We start from the raw sequence: 15863 nt of genomic DNA on the forward strand, positions 1-15863 counted from the left end.
GCGGCGCGGATGCCTTCGCCGGGTCCATGATTCAGGCTTAGCACCGAACACCGACAACCTCCGGTAGGCGCGGCGGTAGGCTGCGGATCTGTACGGTTCCCTGACCCCGTCGCCGGGTCCCGTCGACCAGGGTGGTCGCGGAGTGGCCTCCGCCACGTCCGGACCATCGGAATGATCGGTATAAAATGCAGGTCAAATGAGTGAATCCGAGCAGCACCCCGAGTTGGACACCGACACCACCACCTTTGCCGATCTCGGCATAGACGAGCGGGTGCTGCGGGCACTGAGCGACGTCGGTTACGAGTCGCCGTCGCCGATCCAGGCGGCCACCATCCCCGCACTCTTGGACGGCCACGACGTGGTCGGCCTCGCGCAGACCGGCACCGGCAAGACCGCGGCGTTCGCGGTGCCGATCCTGAGCCGGGTGGACCCCTCGGCCAAGCACACCCAGGCGCTGATCCTCGCGCCCACCCGCGAGCTGGCGCTGCAGGTCGCCGAGGCGATCGGCAAGTACTCGACGCACCTGCCGGGCCTGCACGTGCTGCCGATCTACGGCGGCCAGAGCTACGGGGTGCAGCTGTCCGGGCTGCGACGCGGCGCGCAGGTCGTCGTCGGCACCCCGGGTCGCGTGATCGACCACCTGGAGAAGGGCACGCTCGATCTTTCTCGTCTGGACCACCTGGTCCTCGACGAGGCCGACGAGATGCTCAAGATGGGCTTCCAGGACGACGTCGAGCGCATCTTGGCCGACACCCCGGACACCAAGCAGGTGGCACTGTTCTCGGCAACCATGCCGTCGGTGATCCGCAAGATCTCCAAGCAGTACCTGAAGAACCCGCGCGAGATCACCGTCAAGGCGAAGACCGCGACGGCCTCGAACATCAGCCAGCGCTGGGTCTCGGTCGCCCATCAGCGCAAGCTCGACGCCCTCACCCGGATCCTCGAGGTCGAGGACTTCGAGGCGATGATCATGTTCGTGCGCACCAAGTCGGCCACCGAGGAACTGGCCGAGAAACTGCGCGCCCGGGGGTTCTCGGCGGCCGCGATCAACGGCGACATCCCGCAGTCGCTGCGTGAGCGCACCATCGACCAGCTCAAGGACGGTCGTCTGGACATCCTGGTGGCCACCGACGTCGCGGCCCGCGGACTCGATGTCGAGCGGATCTCGCACGTGGTCAACTACGACATCCCGCACGACACCGAGTCGTACGTGCACCGCATCGGCCGCACCGGCCGCGCCGGGCGCTCGGGCCAGGCGCTGCTGTTCGTCTCGCCGCGCGAGCAGCGGCTGCTCAAGGCCATCGAGCGGGCCACCCGTCAGCCGCTGACGGAGATGAGCCTGCCGACGGTCGAGGACGTCAACGCGCAGCGCGTGGCGAAGTTCGGCGACTCCATCACCGCCAGCCTCGACGCCCCCAACACCGAGCTGTTCCGCAAGCTCATCGAGGACTATCAGCGCGAGCACGACGTGCCGCTGGTGGACATCGCGGCCGCACTGGCCACCCACTCGCGCGAGGGCGAGGAGTTCCTCATGCCGCCCGAGCCGGAGCGTCCGGTCCGGGAGCGTCGTGAGCGGCCCGACCGCGGCGACCGACCCGAGCGGCGTGACCGCCCGCAGCGCCGCTTCGACGACGAGGACTCGCATCACCGCAAGACCGGCACCGAGCTGGCGACCTACCGGATCGCCGTGGGCAAGCGGCACCACGTGGTCCCCGGCGCGATCGTCGGCGCGATCGCGAACGAGGGCGGGCTGCGCCGCAGCGACTTCGGGCACATCAGCATCCGGCCCGACCACAGCCTCGTCGAACTGCCGGCCCACCTGTCCCGCGAGACCCTCGACGCGCTGCGCAGCACCCGGATCTCCGGCGTACTGATCCAGCTGACCCCGGACCAGGGGCCGCCGTCGCAGCGTTCCGGGCCGCGCGCCGGTCGTCCCGACCGTGCGGGCGGCAAATTCAGCAAGGACCGCAACAAGGGCGGCAAGTTCTCCCGGGACGACAGGTTCTCGCGCGACGACCGGTACCCGAAGTCCGGCAAGTTCTCGCGCGACGACCGGTCCGGCTCGGGCGACCGGTCCGGCTCGGGCGACAAGTTCGGCTCGGGCGACAAGTCCGGCTCGGGTGACAAGTTCGGCAAGCGGCGCCCGCGGGACTGAGTCAGCTGGTCCCGCCGCGGGCGCGACGCCGCGCCGTCAGCCCGCGGCCGGGTCCGCCGCCGCCGCGAGCGTCTCCGCGTTCGCGGCGAACAAGAGCTGGTAGAACGCGCGCTCGCACAGGTCCAGCAACTCGTCGCGGGTCATCGCATCCGTGGTCATCCCCGAGTCGTCGACCCCCGCGCTGTCGACCCAGGACAGCGTGACCTCCTCGACGAACGCCTGCCACCCGGTGACCGCCGCGGACAGCGCCGGTGTCGGTGCCACGCCGAGCCCGCCGAGGGTCTCGAGGATCCGGTCGGTGAAGGCCATCCGGGTGCCGCGGTAGATCCGGCGCATGTCCTCGTCGCCGCTCGCCGCCAGCCGCATCACGGCGCGATACATCGTCGGGTGGGCGATCACGACGTCGACGAACGCCTCGACCCCGTCGCGGAGCTGTCCCGGCGCCGGTGCATCCCCTCCGGGCACGAGCGCCTCGATCACCGCTGTGGCCGACGCCTCGAGCACCGCGTGCTGGAACCCCGCCTTGTTCTTGAAGTAGTGGAACAGCAACGGTTGGGACACGCCTGCCGCGGCCGCGACCCGGTCGATCGCCAGATCCTCGAACGATGCGGTCTGCAGCATCTCGACCGCGACCCCGAGTATCTGCGCGCGCCGGTCGGAGCGGGGGGTTGCGGCCATGGGCGCAGTCTAGTTGAGTTCGACTCAACAAACCGTTGACTGAAACTCAACAGTGTCTGTACCGTCGGGTGACATCAACTCGTGAGGAGTGGCGCATGACCGACGTCGACATGCCCGAATTCGATCTGGTGGTCCGGGGCGGACTGTGGTTCGACGGGACCGGCGCGCCCGGGGCCCGGCGCGACCTCGGCATTCGCGACGGGCGGGTCGCGGCGGTGTCGGCCACGCCGCTGCCGACGGGCCCGGACACCGAGGTGATCGACGCGGCCGGCAAGTGGGTCATGCCCGGCTTCGTCGACGTGCACACGCACTACGACGCGGAGGTGCTGGTCAACCCGGGGCTGCCGGAGTCGGTGCGGCACGGCGTCACCACGGTGGTGCTCGGCAACTGCTCGCTCTCGACGGTCTACTCGGATCCGAGCCAGTGCGCCGACCTGTTCAGTCGCGTCGAGGCGGTGCCGCACGACTCGGTGCTCGCCATCCTCGACGAGCACAAGTCCTGGCAGCGGCCGTCGGACTACGTCGACGCCCTCGAGTCGTTGCCGTTGGGGCCCAACGTCACCGGATTCATCGGTCACTCCGACATGCGCTCGGACGTGCTGGGGATCGGCCGCGCGACCGATCGCAGGACGAAGCCGACCGCGGCTGAACTGGACCGGCTGGGACAGATGCTGACCGAGGCTCTCGACGCCGGCTTCCTCGGGATGTCGTCGATGACCAACGCGCTCGACAAGATCGACGGCGACGAGTATCGCTCGCGCTCGCTGCCGTCCACCTACGCGCGCTGGCGCGAGTTCCGCTTCCTCAACCGCATCCTGCGCGAGCGCGGCAAGATCCTGCAGTCGGCGCCGACGATCAACCTGCACCCGAACGTCGCGGGGTTCTTCGCGGAGAGCTCGGGGCTGGGCCGTCGCCGCCCGTTGAAAACGTCGCTGCTCTCGGCTGCGGACTCCAAGGCCTACCCGGTGATCGTGTACTTCATGCTGGCCGCCGCGCCGCTGCTGAACCGGTTCGCCAAGACCGACTTCCGCTGGCAGCACCTGCCGGTGCCGTTCACCGTCTACGCCGACGGCATCGACCTCGTGGTGTTCGAGGAGTTCGGTGCGGGGGCCGCGGCGCTGCACCTGCGCGACGAGGTCGAGCGCAACGAATTGCTCAAGGACGAGAAGTATCGGCGCTGGTTCCGCAAGGACTACGACAACAAGTTCTCGCCGCGCATCTGGCACCGCGACTTCTACGACGCGGTGATCGTCGCCTGCCCCGACGAGACCGTGATCGGCAAGACGTTCGGCGAGGTCGGCGACCTGCGCGGGGTGCACCCGGTAGACGCGTACCTGGACCTGGTCGTGGAGTACGGACGAAAGCTGCGCTGGCGCACCACGATCGCCAACCACCGGCCCAAGTTCGCCCGCAAGCTCGCGGCGAGCCCCGGCGTGCAGATGGGCTTCGGCGACGCCGGCGCGCACCTGCGCAACATGGCGTTCTACAACTTCCCGATCCGATTGCTCAAGCGGGTCAACGACGACCAGATCCGCCGCAAGCCGTTCCTCACGATCGAGCGGGCGATCCACCGGCTCACCGGCGAACTGGCGGACTGGTACGACATCGACGCCGGTCACCTGCGGCTCGGCGACCGCGCGGACCTGGTCGTCGTGGACCCGGCCGGACTCGACGACACCGTCGACGGCCTGTTCGAGGAGGCGGTCCCCGTCTACGGCGGGCTGCGGCGCATGGTCAACCGCAACGATCGGGCTGCGGTGGCGACGGTCATCGGCGGCCGGATCGCCTTCCGGGACGGCGAGTTCACCGACGTCAGCGGCCGGGTCAAGACCGGGCGGTTCCTGCGCGCGGGGCGCTACGATGCCCGAGAGCAGGCGCCGACCCCGGCGGCGAGCGGACTGTAGCGCGACGGGAGTGCTGGTGAGCGAGAAGCGGATCGACACATTCACCCGCGACGGGCTGACCTTCGACGTTCGGGACACCGGGCCGATCGACGGGGTGCCGGTGGTGCTGTTGCACGGTTTCCCGCAGGACTCTCGGAGCTGGGACAAGGTCGTGCCGGTGCTGCACGCCCACGGCTACCGGACTCTCGCACCCGACCAGCGCGGCTATTCGCCCGGGGCTCGGCCGCGGCGTCGGCGCGACTACCGCGGCGACGAACTGGTCGCCGACGTCGCCGCGCTGATCGAGCAGGCAGGTGTGGGGCCGGTGCATCTGGTCGGCCACGACTGGGGAGCCGCGGTGACCTGGATGACCGCCGCTGCCCGGCCCGAACTGCTGCGCACCATGACCGCGGTGTCGGTGCCGCACGTAGAAGCCTTCGTGCGGGCGATGCTCACCAGTACCCAGGGTCTGCGGTCCTGGTACATGTTCTTCTTTCAGCTGCCGTGGCTGCCCGAGCGGGTGCTGACCGATCCACGGCTCGCACGCCGGGCACTGCGCCGCACCGGCCAGTCGGAGGAGGGAGCCGCGCGGGACGCGGCACGGATGGCCGACCCACGCACCGCGCGCGGGGCGGTGAACTGGTACCGGGCGATGGTACTGACCACGCCGGACATCGTGCGTTCGACGGTTCATGTTCCGGCACTGCAGGTCTGGAGCGATCACGACACCGCGATCGGCCCCCGGGGGCCCTCTCTCAGCCTCCGTTTCGTGGAGGCGCCGCTGGCCTGCGTCACGCTGCCAGGCGTCTCGCATTGGATCCCCGACGAGGCGCCGGACGCGTTGGCCGGACTGATCGTCGAGCATCTCCGCGGCCACGACCGAGGCGATTCCGCTGAATCCTGACGCATCGTTGCAAATAAACTGGTACGTGTTCTAGATTTGCCCTTCCATACCTGTGCGTAACGGTTTAGGTTCGCTGTGGGATGGCTCACTGCTGGGCCTCGTGGCTTTCGATGAAAGGGCAATACGGATGAAGACCAAGGGTGCGATTCTCTGGGGCGTGAACGAGCCGTGGTCGGTCGAGGAGATCGAACTCGGTGACCCCCGCGACGGCGAGGTTCAGATCGAGCTGGCGGCTTCGGGCCTGTGCCACTCGGACTACCACCTGGTCACCGGTGACATCGCGATCCCGTCGTTCCCGGCGCTCGGCGGGCACGAGGGCGCGGGCGTGATCACCAAGGTCGGCCCCGGGGTCAAGGACCTCAAGGAGGGCGACCACGTGGTGCTGTCGTTCATCCCGGCCTGTGGCCACTGTGAGCCGTGCTCGACCGGGCACCAGAACCTGTGCGACCTGGGTATGTACCTACTCACCGGGCAGTCCATCTCGGACGGCACCAACCGCGTCACCGCGCGCGGCAAGGGCGTCATCCCGATGAGCCTGCTGGGCACCTTCTCGCCCTACGTGACCGTGCACCAGTACTCGGTCGTCAAGATCGACGAGTACGTGCCGCTCGAGGTCGCCGCTCTGGTCGGCTGCGGCGTGACCACCGGTTGGGGTTCGGCCACCAACATCGCGCAGGTCAAGGCCGGCGAGACGGTCGTCGTGGTCGGCATCGGCGGCATCGGCATCAACTCGGTGCAGGCGGCGGCCGTCTCGGGCGCCAAGTACGTCATCGCGATCGACCCCGTCGAGTACCACCGCGACCAGGCCAAGAAGTTCGGCGCGACCCACACCTTCTCGTCGATGGCCGAGGCCATCGCGCCGGTGATGGAGCTGACCTGGGGCAAGATGGCCGAGAAGGTCCTGCTGACCATGGGTGTGGTGCGCGGCGAGGACATCGACCCCGCGATGACGCTGACCGGCAAGGGCGGCCGCTGCGTGGTCGTCGGCCTCGCCTCGATGGCCGACATGGACACCAAGATGAACCTGTTCCTGCTCTCGATGCTGCAGAAGGAACTGTGCGGCTCGATCTTCGGTGGCGCCAACCCGCGCAAGGAGATCCCGTCGCTGCTGTCGATGTACCGGGCCGGCAAGCTCAACCTCGACGACCTGATCACCAACACCTACAAGCTCGAGGACATCAACCAGGGCTACCAGGACATGCTCGACGGCAAGAACGTGCGCGGCATCATCAAGTACACCTCCGCCGACCGCAACTGACCGACCCTCCGCGTCGCCCGGGCGACGCACCGCGAACGCCGACCGGCAGTGTGCCGGTCGGCGTTCGTGTTTCGCCTCCCAAACGGCCGGCCCGCGGCTATGTTCCGAGTGCGGGCGCGGGTCGACTCGCCCGCATCGGCATGGTGATCGGCATTGACGGAAGGCGAGCGGACATGAAGACCAAGGGTGCGATCCTGTGGGGCATCAACGAGCCGTGGTCGGTGGAGGAGATCGAACTCGGCGATCCCCACGAGGGTGAGGTCCAGGTCGAGTTGGCGGCCTCGGGCCTGTGCCACTCGGACCACCACCTGGTCACCGGCGACACCCCGCTGCCGTTCTTCCCCGCGATCGGCGGGCACGAGGGCGCGGGCGTGATCACGAAGGTCGGCCCGGGCGTGAAGGACCTCAAGGAGGGCGACCATGTCGTGCTCGCCTTCATCCCCGCCTGCGGGAAGTGTGAGCCGTGCTCGACCGGGCACCAGAACCTGTGCGACCTGGGCGCGAATCTGCTGACCGGGCAGTCGATCAGCGATGGCACCGCGCGAATCCAGGCGCGCGGCAAGGACGTCCTGCCGATGTGCCTGCTGGGCACGTTCGCGCCGTACGTGACGGTGCACCAGGCGTCGGTGGTGAAGATCGACGAGTACATCCCGCTGGAGGTGGCGGCGCTGGTCGGCTGCGGTGTGACCACCGGGTGGGGGTCGGTCACCAACGTCGCCGAGGTGCGGCCGGGGGAGAACGTGGTCGTGGTCGGAGTCGGCGGTGTGGGCATCAACTCGGTGCAGGCGGCCGCCGTGTCCGGTGCGAAGCACATCATCGCGATCGACCCGGTCGAGTACCACCGTGAGCAGGCGAAGCGGTTCGGCGCGACCCACACCTTCGCGTCGATGGCCGAGGCGATCGGCCCGGTGATGGAGCTGACCTGGGGCAAGATGGCCGAGAAGGTCGTCATCACCGTCGGCCGGATAGGCGGCGAGGACATCGATCCCGCGATGACGCTGACCGCCAAGGGAGGCCGTTGCGTGGTCGTCGGCATGGGCGCGATGTCCGACATGGACGTCAAGCTCAACCTGTTCCTGCTGGCGATGCTGCAGAAGTCCCTGCAGGGTGCGATCTTCGGCGGCGCCAACCCGCGCAAGGAGATTCCGTCGTTGCTGTCGATGTACAAGGCGGGCAAACTCAACCTGGACGGGCTGATCACCAACACCTATCGGCTCGAGGACATCAACCAGGGCTACCAGGACATGCTCGAGGGCAAGAACCTGCGCGGCATCATCAAGTACACGGAGGCGGACCGGTGACGGACCTCGACTACAGCAAGATCTACATCGACGGCGCGTGGACGGACTCCGACGGCGCGGGCCGGATCGACGTCGTCGACCCGACCACCGAGGAGACCATCACGGCCGTCGCGGAGGGCACCGCGGCCGACGTCGACCGGGCCGCGAAGGCCGCGCGCGCCGCGTTCCCGGGGTGGGCCGCGCTCAGTGGCGCCGAACGCGCCGACTACCTGCAGCGCGCGCACGAGACCGTGATGGCGCGCATCGACGACCTGACCGCGCTGGTGTCCAAGGACATGGGCATGCCGCTGGGGCTGGCCAAGCCCGTTCAGATCGGGATGCCCGCGGCGAACCTCGCGGCCTTCGCGGAACTGGCACGCACGTACCGGTTCGATTCGGGCGAGGTAGGCAACTCGCTGATCGTGCGCGAGCCGATCGGCGTTGTCGGCGCCATCACCCCGTGGAACTACCCGCTGCACCAGGTGGTGCTCAAGGTCGGCGGCGCGCTGGCCGCAGGGTGCACGGTGGTGCTCAAGCCCACCGAGGTCGCCCCGTTGATCACCTACGCGCTGGTCGACATCTTCCACGAGATCGGCCTGCCCGCGGGGGTGCTCAACCTGGTCAGCGGTTACGGTCCGGTGGTCGGTGAGGCGATCGCCGGGCACCCGGAGGTCGACATGGTCACCTTCACCGGGTCGACCCGGGCGGGTCGGCGGGTGGCGACCGTGGCCGCCGAGACCATCAAGAAGGTCGCGCTCGAGCTGGGCGGCAAGTCCGCGAACGTCATCCTCGACGACGCGGACCTGACGACGGCGGTGACCGACGGCGTCGGCAAGTGCTACCTGAACTCCGGTCAGACCTGTTCGGCGCTCACCCGGATGCTGGTGCCGCAGGACCGGATCGACGAGGTCGCGCAGATCGCGGCGGCGGCGACGGCGAACTATCCGGTGGGCGACCCGGCCGCGCCGACGTCCGCGCTGGGCCCGCTGGTCAACGCCAACCAGCTCAAGCGGGTGCGCGACTACATCGACAAGGGCGTCGCCGAGGGGGCCACACTGGTGGTCGACGGCCGCGAGACCGCCGAGAGCAGTGGCTATTTCGTCGCGCCCACGGTCTTCTCGAACGTCACCGAGAACATGACGATCGCGCGGGAGGAGATCTTCGGCCCGGTGCTCTCGATCATGGGATACCGCGACGAGGACGACGCGGTACGCCTCGCCAACGCCACCGACTACGGGCTGGCCGGCGGGGTGTGGTCCGGCGACGCGGAGCGGGCGCAGCGGGTGGCGCGCCGTATGCAGGCCGGGCAGGTCGAGGTCAACGGAGGGGCGTTCAACATCAGCGCGCCGTTCGGCGGCTACAAGCAGTCCGGCGTCGGCCGCGAGGGCGGGACCTTCGGAATCGAGGAGTTCTTGGAGGTCAAGGCGATTCAGCGCTGAGCGGTGACTGCGGCGGGTCGGGGCGTGCGGTCAGGCCCCGGCCAGCCGCAGTGCCAGTTCGCCGTAGAGCCCGGCGAGCTGATCGGGTTCGGTGTAGCGGCCGGCGGGGAACCATCGGCAGATGTCGACGCACAGCGACGTGATCGCCAGCGTCACACCCTCGGCGTCGGGAACGGCGAACGACCCGTCCGCGGCGCCGGCGTCGACGATCCGGCGCACGATCTGCGTGCTCTGCCGCCGCAGCCCGAGGATGATCCGGTAGTGCTCGGGGGACAGGGCGGTCAGCTCGTACTGGATCACCCGTCCGCGCGCGTGATGGGTGGCGTGCCAGGCGGCGAAGGCGCCGACCACCGAGCGCAGCCGGGTCGCGGGGTCGGCACCGGCCGGGTCGTGGTCGGTCAGCAACTCCACGCATCGGCGGTGGCCCTCGTAGCTGATCGCGTAGAGCAGGTCCTCCTTGGAGCGGTAGTGCGGATACATCGCCGCCGGGCTGAGGCCCAACCGTGCCGCGATGTCCCGGGTGGTGGTGCCGCCGTAGCCGTTCTCGGCGAACGCCTCGGCCGCGGCGTCGCGAATTCGCTTGGCCGCCTTCGAATCCTTCACCACTTCCGCGCCGGCCGGGTCTTCGCGGGCCGGGTGTGCGTCGGCCACGTCCGCATCGGCAGTCTCGTCGCTCAACCTCGTCCTCCGTTTCGCCGACTCCTTGACAATGATGGCCACGATGGTAGACATAAGCAAGCGCTTAGATTTGGTTCGGACGCGGCCCGGCGGCCTCGGGGACCGGTCGGGCGCGGCGATCTGACGTCTGCCGATCCGACACGGAAGCGCATCATGAACCTGAAAATGACCGATGAGGAACTCGCCTTCCGGGACGAGTTGCGAACCTTCTTCACCACGCAGATCCCCGCGGAGATCCGCGAGCGGGTCGCCCGCGGCGAGTTCCGGCGTGAGGACATGGTCGAGGCGCAGCGGACGCTGAACGCCCACGGGCTGGCGGTGCCGCGCTGGCCGGTCGAGTGGGGCGGCAAGGACTGGACTCCGCTGCAGCACGACATCTGGCAGAGCGAACTGCAACTCGCGGCGATCCCCGAGCCGCTGGCGTTCAACACCGCCATGGTCGGCCCGGTGATCGCGGCGTTCGGCTCCCAGCAGCTCAAGGAGCGCTTCCTGCCGGCCACCGCGAACCTCGACATCTGGTGGTGCCAGGGCTTTTCCGAGCCCGACGCCGGATCGGACCTGGCCTCGCTCAAGACCCGCGCGGTGCGCGACGGCGACAGCTACGTCGTCAACGGCCAGAAGATCTGGACGACACTCGCGCAGCACGCAGACTGGATCTTCTGCCTGGTGCGGACCGACCCGAACGCGCCGAAAAAGCAGGCCGGCATCTCGTTCCTGCTGATCGACATGAAGACTCCCGGCGTGACCGTGCGGCCGATCAAGCTGATCGACGGCGGTTACGAGGTCAACGAGGTGTTCTTCGAGGACGTGCGGGTGCCCGCCGAGAACCTCGTCGGCGAGGAGAACGCGGGCTGGTCCTACGCGAAGTTCCTGCTCGGCAACGAGCGCACCGGCGTCACCCGGGTGGGTGCGTCGAAGCTGCGCATCGCCGCGGCGAAGGCCCGCGCCGCCCAGACGAGGTTCGGCGACGGCTCGCTGCTCGACGACCCGCTGTTCGCGGCCCGCGTGGCCGAACTCGAGAACGAACTCCTGGCGCTGGAACTGACCCAGCTGCGGGTGGTCGCCGGCTCGGCGGACGGCCGCCCCAACCCGGCGTCCTCTCTGCTCAAGCTGCGCGGCTCCGAGCTGCAGCAGGCGGCGACCGAACTGCTGATGGACGTCGCCGGCCCCGACTCGCTGCCGTTCGATGCGGGCGCCGACGCGATGTCGCCGCTGTGGGCCCAGCACAGCGCGCCGACCTACCTGAACTACCGCAAGGTGTCCATCTACAGCGGATCGAGCGAGGTGCAGCGCACCATCATCGCGTCCTCGATCCTCGGCCTCTGACCGGCCGCGCACCAGGAGATTGTGAGGAACTGCAATGAACTTCGAGCTCACCGACGAGCAGCAGATGCTGGCCGACACCACCAAGGACCTCCTCGCGCGCAGCTATGACGCGGAGAAGCGCAACGCCGTCACCGCCACCGAACGCGGGTGGTCCACCGAGGTGTGGCAGAAGCTGGCCGAGCTCGGGCTGCTCGGCCTGAGCTTCGCCGAGGACGACGGCGGCATGGGCGCGGGGCCGGTCGAGTCGATGGCCGTGATGACCGAGATAGGTCGCCGCCTGGCGCCGGAGCCGGTCCTCGACGCGGTGCTCACCCCCGGTGGGCTGATCACGGACGCCGGCACCGCCGACCAGCGCGCCAAGATCCTGCCCGGGGTCGCCGAGGGCACCACGCTGCTGGCCTTCGCCCACGCCGAGCCGGGTCGCCGCTGGCCCGACCTGCGGGTGGACACCGTCGCCGAGCGTGAGGGCGAACTGTGGTCGCTGACCGGGTCGAAGAACCCCGTGCCGCACGGCGACTGCGCGGACCTGCTGGTCGTCACCGCGCAACTGCCGCACGACGAGGGCATCGGGCTGTTCGTGGTCCGGGCCGACGCCGAGGGGCTGACCCGCCGCGGGTACGCGACCCACGACGGTCTAAGGGGCGCCCAGCTCGAACTGCGCGAGGTCGAGGCCGAGCCACTCGGCGACGGCGGCGACGAGTCCACGACCATCACCGCGGCCATCGTCCGCACGCAGGCGGCGCTGTGCGCCGAGGCGGTCGGCGCGATGGAGGAGGCGCTGCGTCTGACCACCGAATACCTCAAGACCCGCAAGCAGTTCGGTGTGCCGCTGGCGAAATTCCAGACGCTGACCCAGCGGGCGGCGGACATGTACGTCCTGCTGGAACTGGCGCGCAGCATGAGCCTGTACGCGACCATGTCGCTGTCCGACGGCGTGGTCGACCCGGCCATCGCGTCGCGGGCCAAGCTGCAGGTCTCTCGCTCCGCGCACAAAATCGGCCAGGAGGCCATCCAGATGCACGGCGGCATCGGCATGACCGCCGAGTATCCGGTCGGCCATTACGTCAGCCGGCTGACCGCGATCGAGCACACCCTCGGCGGCGGCGACGACCACCTGCGGCTGCTCGCCGCGACCGTCGCCGACCACGACCGCGCGGAGTTGTGAGCGACATGTGAGGGCCGGCCCGCGCATTTCACGCACGGGCCGGTACGGTGCAGCACAATCGTGGGGTGTCGACGGCGGCGGGGCTTCTCGGACGCATCGGGCGCCAGATGGCGGTGTCCGATCCTGGGTTCGTGCGGCTGCACAAGGCCGCCGCCACCGCGCTGACGGTGCTGCTGACCATCGGCGTGATGATCGGGTTCATCGCCGCGACCGGCGACGCACTGCCGGTCGCGGTGCTCGGCGTGATCGTGTCGATGCAGGCCGCGTGGGCGGTCAAGGACCGCACGGTCGAGGGCCGACTGCTCACCACCTTCCTGCTGCCGTTGCCCGCGGCGGGCTCGATGGCGTTGGCGAGCGTGCTGATGCCCTACGGCAAGCTCGCCGACGTCGGGTTCATCCTGGTGCTGTTCGTGGCCGTGTGGGTGCGCCGGTTCGGGCCCCGCGGTCAGGCGCTGGGGATGCTGGGGTTCATCTCGTACTTCTTCGCGCTGTTCCTGCACGTGGAGCTGCGGCAGTTGCCGTCGCTGGTGGCGGCGATCGTGCTCGGGGTGGCGGTGGCGTTCACGGTGCGCCGGTGGCTGATGCCCGATCGTCCGCGCGGCGAGGTGCGGCGGCTGGCCCGGGCGCTGCGCGCGACGTCGAGCTGGGTGTTGGCGGTGCCCGGACCCGACCGCGCACATGATGTCGAGGAGCTGCGCCGGCGGCTCGCCCGGCTCGCCGACACCGGGCTGCTGATCGAGGACTGGCTCGACCGCAACGACGCGTCGCTGCACCTGGACGTCACCGGTCACGAGTTGTCGCTCAAGCTCTTCGAGGCCCAGATCGCGACCGAGCAGCTGGCGATCGCGCTGTGGTCGCTCGGCCCGCAGACGCGCTGGCCGCCGCAGCTGGGCAAGGCGATGACCGCGGTCGCGTCGACGCTGCAGGACCGGCCCTCGGCGGAGTCGCTGCGGGCCGCGCGCCGGCTGGCCGCGGAGGCGGCGCGCGGCGAGGATTCGGCCGGCCGCTCGGGCCTGGCCACGCTGCTCGCGCTGCGGGTGGTGCAGGCACACACGGCCATCCACCGCATCACCGCGCACGCCACCGCGGACCCGTCGCCGAGCCCCGTCCCGAAGCCCCACGCCGAGCCGGAGGTCTCCGAGTCGCGCGGACTCGACCCGAACACCCGCGCCGCCATCCAGGTCGCGGTCGCCACCTCGGCCGCGACGATCCTGGGCGAGCTGGTGTCGCCGGCCCGTTGGTACTGGGCAGTGCTGACCGCCTTCCTGGTGTTCACCGGGGTATCCACCCGCGGCGAGATCCTCACCAAGGCCGGCAACCGGGTGGCCGGCACGGTGGTCGGCGTGGCCGCCGGTGTGCTGCTGGCCCTGGTGGTCGGGCAGCGGCCGGTGCTGCAGCTGGCGCTGATCGTGGTGTGCGTGTTCTTCGCGTTCTGGCTGGTGTCGGTCAGCTACGGCTGGCTCGCCTTCTTCATGACCGTCATGCTCGCGATGCTCTACGGCCTGCTGGGCAGGTTCAGCATCGACGTGCTCGAACTGCGCATTTACGAGACCGCGGTGGGCGCGGTCGTGGGCATCGCGGCCGCCTACTTCGTGCTGCCGGTCAAGACCCGGGCGACGTTCGTGGACGCGGTCGAGCGGTATCTGGCGCAGATGAGCGAGCTGATCGAGGAGTCGGTCGAGGCGGTGCTCACCCGTGGTGACGGGCAGGACCTGGTCACGCATGCGCGGGCGCTGGACACCGAGCTGCAGGCGGTCCTCACGGCAGGCAAGCCGCTGGTGTTCGGTCCGACCAGCCGCGGTCGTCGCGGCACCCGCCGGCTGCTGCGCGTGCTGCAGGTGGCCGGACAGTCGGCGCACGCGCTGGCGCGCACGGGCGTGAACGCGGCGGGCATGCCGCCCGAGCAGGCGCCGTCGCCGGAGACGGCGGCCGCGCTTCGCGACGCCGCGGCGCTGGTGCGCGAGCGGATCGACCTGGCAGCCAAGGTGGTCGTGGGGAAGGGGCCGGTGGTGCTGCCGGAGCGGATGGTCGACAGCCCCGTCCTCGACGTGCTCGAGACCGCACCGAACGAGCCCGGTCCGTTGCGGGCCTCGGTGCGGTCGCTGAGCCGGCTGCTGCGCACGATCATGGAACTGCTCGGCTGATCAGCGGTGTCGCGGGCGCCAACTCGACCGGTGACGGGGCGGTTCCGGCTCAGTAGTGTTGGCGTCATGACGAAGTGGACCGTGGGCGACATCCCCGATCAGCAGGGCCGCACCTTCATCGTGACCGGCGCGAACAGTGGGCTCGGTGAGGTCGCCGCACGGGCGCTCGGCGCCGCGGGCGCCACCGTCGTGCTGGCCTGCCGCGACACCGCCAAGGGCGAGGCGGTCGCCCGCGAGATCGGCGCGAACGCGCAGGTGCGCGAACTCGACCTGGCCGACCTGTCCTCGGTGCGCGAGTTCGCCGCCGGCGTCGACGGCGCGGACGTGCTGGTCAACAACGCCGGGGTGATGGCCGTGCCGCTGCGGCGCACCGCCGACGGTTTCGAGATGCAGATCGGCACCAACCACCTCGGGCACTTCGCGCTGACCGGCCTGGTGTTGGACCGGATCCGAGATCGGGTGGTCACCATGTCGAGCGGCTTCCACGTGCTCGGCAGCATCGACCTCGACGACCTGAACTGGCAGCAGCGCCGGTACCGCCGGTGGGCCGCCTACGGTCAGTCGAAGCTGGCGAACCTGCTGTTCACCTATGAGCTGCAGCGTCGGCTCTCGCGCGCCGGATCCACCGTGCGGGCGGTGGCCTCGCACCCCGGGTACGCGTCGACGAACCTGCAGGCGCACACCGAGTCCGTGCAGGACAAGATGATGGCCGTCGGGAACCGGGTGTTCGCGCAGAGCGCGCAGATGGGGGCGCTGCCGATGCTGTACGCCGCCACGTCCGCCGACGTGGACGGCGGCAGTTACTACGGGCCCGACGGGCCGTTCGAGCAGCGCGGCTACCCCAAGGTGGTGCACTCCAACAAGAAGTCGATGGATCACGCTGTCGCGCAAGGGCTGTGGGATCTGTCCGAGGAGCTGACCGGCGTCCGGTACGCCTGAAGGAGATTGGTGAG

The 15863-nt window shown here is 69.6% G+C and carries 12 protein-coding genes; 10 read left to right on the top strand and 2 right to left on the bottom strand.

The genetic code is table 11. The features are described from left to right. Positions 1 to 196: 196 nt before the first annotated feature. Entirely contained in the window at positions 197 to 2155 is a 1959-nt protein-coding gene (locus G4X40_RS20875; protein ID WP_277835407.1) for a DEAD/DEAH box helicase, read from the top strand. Between the two features lie 36 nt (positions 2156 to 2191). On the opposite strand, the gene G4X40_RS20880 is transcribed toward G4X40_RS20875, so the two are convergent. After that, entirely contained in the window at positions 2192 to 2833 is a 642-nt protein-coding gene (locus G4X40_RS20880) for a TetR/AcrR family transcriptional regulator (protein WP_277835409.1), read from the bottom strand. Between the two features lie 110 nt (positions 2834 to 2943). Between G4X40_RS20880 and G4X40_RS20885 the strand changes: the two genes are divergently transcribed. The 5 genes from G4X40_RS20885 to G4X40_RS20905 all read left to right on the top strand — a co-directional run bounded on the left by G4X40_RS20885 (position 2944) and on the right by G4X40_RS20905 (position 9597). Continuing rightward, positions 2944 to 4737: an N-acyl-D-amino-acid deacylase family protein gene (locus tag G4X40_RS20885; RefSeq protein ID WP_277835698.1), complete on the top strand. Its 1794-nt coding sequence runs from the start codon at positions 2944 to 2946 to the stop codon at positions 4735 to 4737. A 10-nt stretch (positions 4738 to 4747) separates the two neighbouring features. Beyond that, on the top strand, positions 4748 to 5620 hold the full coding sequence (locus G4X40_RS20890; RefSeq protein ID WP_408642266.1) for an alpha/beta fold hydrolase: 873 nt from the start codon (positions 4748 to 4750) through the stop codon (positions 5618 to 5620). Positions 5621 to 5747: 127 nt separating this feature from the next. Next, the gene (locus tag G4X40_RS20895) at positions 5748 to 6878 is read left to right on the top strand and encodes an NDMA-dependent alcohol dehydrogenase (protein WP_277835412.1); all 1131 of its coding nucleotides are present in this window, start codon (positions 5748 to 5750) and stop codon (positions 6876 to 6878) included. A 173-nt stretch (positions 6879 to 7051) separates the two neighbouring features. Further along, positions 7052 to 8179 carry an NDMA-dependent alcohol dehydrogenase gene (locus tag G4X40_RS20900; RefSeq protein WP_277835414.1) on the top strand — a complete coding sequence of 376 codons (1128 nt, stop codon included), beginning with the start codon at positions 7052 to 7054 and terminating at the stop codon, positions 8177 to 8179. After that, positions 8176 to 9597 (top strand): aldehyde dehydrogenase family protein, encoded by a 1422-nt coding sequence (locus tag G4X40_RS20905; protein WP_277835415.1) that lies wholly within the window; start codon positions 8176 to 8178, stop codon positions 9595 to 9597. Before G4X40_RS20900 ends, G4X40_RS20905 begins: the two co-directional genes overlap by 4 nt. A 30-nt stretch (positions 9598 to 9627) precedes the next feature. On the opposite strand, the gene G4X40_RS20910 is transcribed toward G4X40_RS20905, so the two are convergent. Then, positions 9628 to 10203, bottom strand: a complete 576-nt coding sequence (locus G4X40_RS20910; RefSeq protein ID WP_277835700.1) for a TetR/AcrR family transcriptional regulator — start codon at positions 10201 to 10203, stop codon at positions 9628 to 9630. Between the two features lie 225 nt (positions 10204 to 10428). On the opposite strand from G4X40_RS20910, the gene G4X40_RS20915 reads away from it, so the two are divergent. The 4 genes from G4X40_RS20915 (at position 10429) to G4X40_RS20930 (ending at position 15849) form a co-directional block, all read left to right on the top strand. Next, complete coding sequence (locus tag G4X40_RS20915) at positions 10429 to 11601, top strand: acyl-CoA dehydrogenase family protein (RefSeq protein ID WP_277835417.1); 1173 nt, start codon at positions 10429 to 10431, stop codon at positions 11599 to 11601. A 34-nt stretch (positions 11602 to 11635) separates the two neighbouring features. Next, positions 11636 to 12766: an acyl-CoA dehydrogenase family protein gene (locus G4X40_RS20920; protein WP_277835419.1), complete on the top strand. Its 1131-nt coding sequence runs from the start codon at positions 11636 to 11638 to the stop codon at positions 12764 to 12766. 65 nt (positions 12767 to 12831) lie between these two features. After that, entirely contained in the window at positions 12832 to 14910 is a 2079-nt protein-coding gene (locus tag G4X40_RS20925) for an FUSC family protein (protein ID WP_277835420.1), read from the top strand. A 66-nt stretch (positions 14911 to 14976) separates the two neighbouring features. Further along, positions 14977 to 15849: an oxidoreductase gene (locus G4X40_RS20930; protein WP_277835422.1), complete on the top strand. Its 873-nt coding sequence runs from the start codon at positions 14977 to 14979 to the stop codon at positions 15847 to 15849. Positions 15850 to 15863: the final 14 nt, after the last annotated feature.

This window comes from Speluncibacter jeojiensis, assembly GCF_029589495.1.
Classification (GTDB): Bacteria; Actinomycetota; Actinomycetes; order Mycobacteriales; family Mycobacteriaceae; genus Speluncibacter; species Speluncibacter jeojiensis.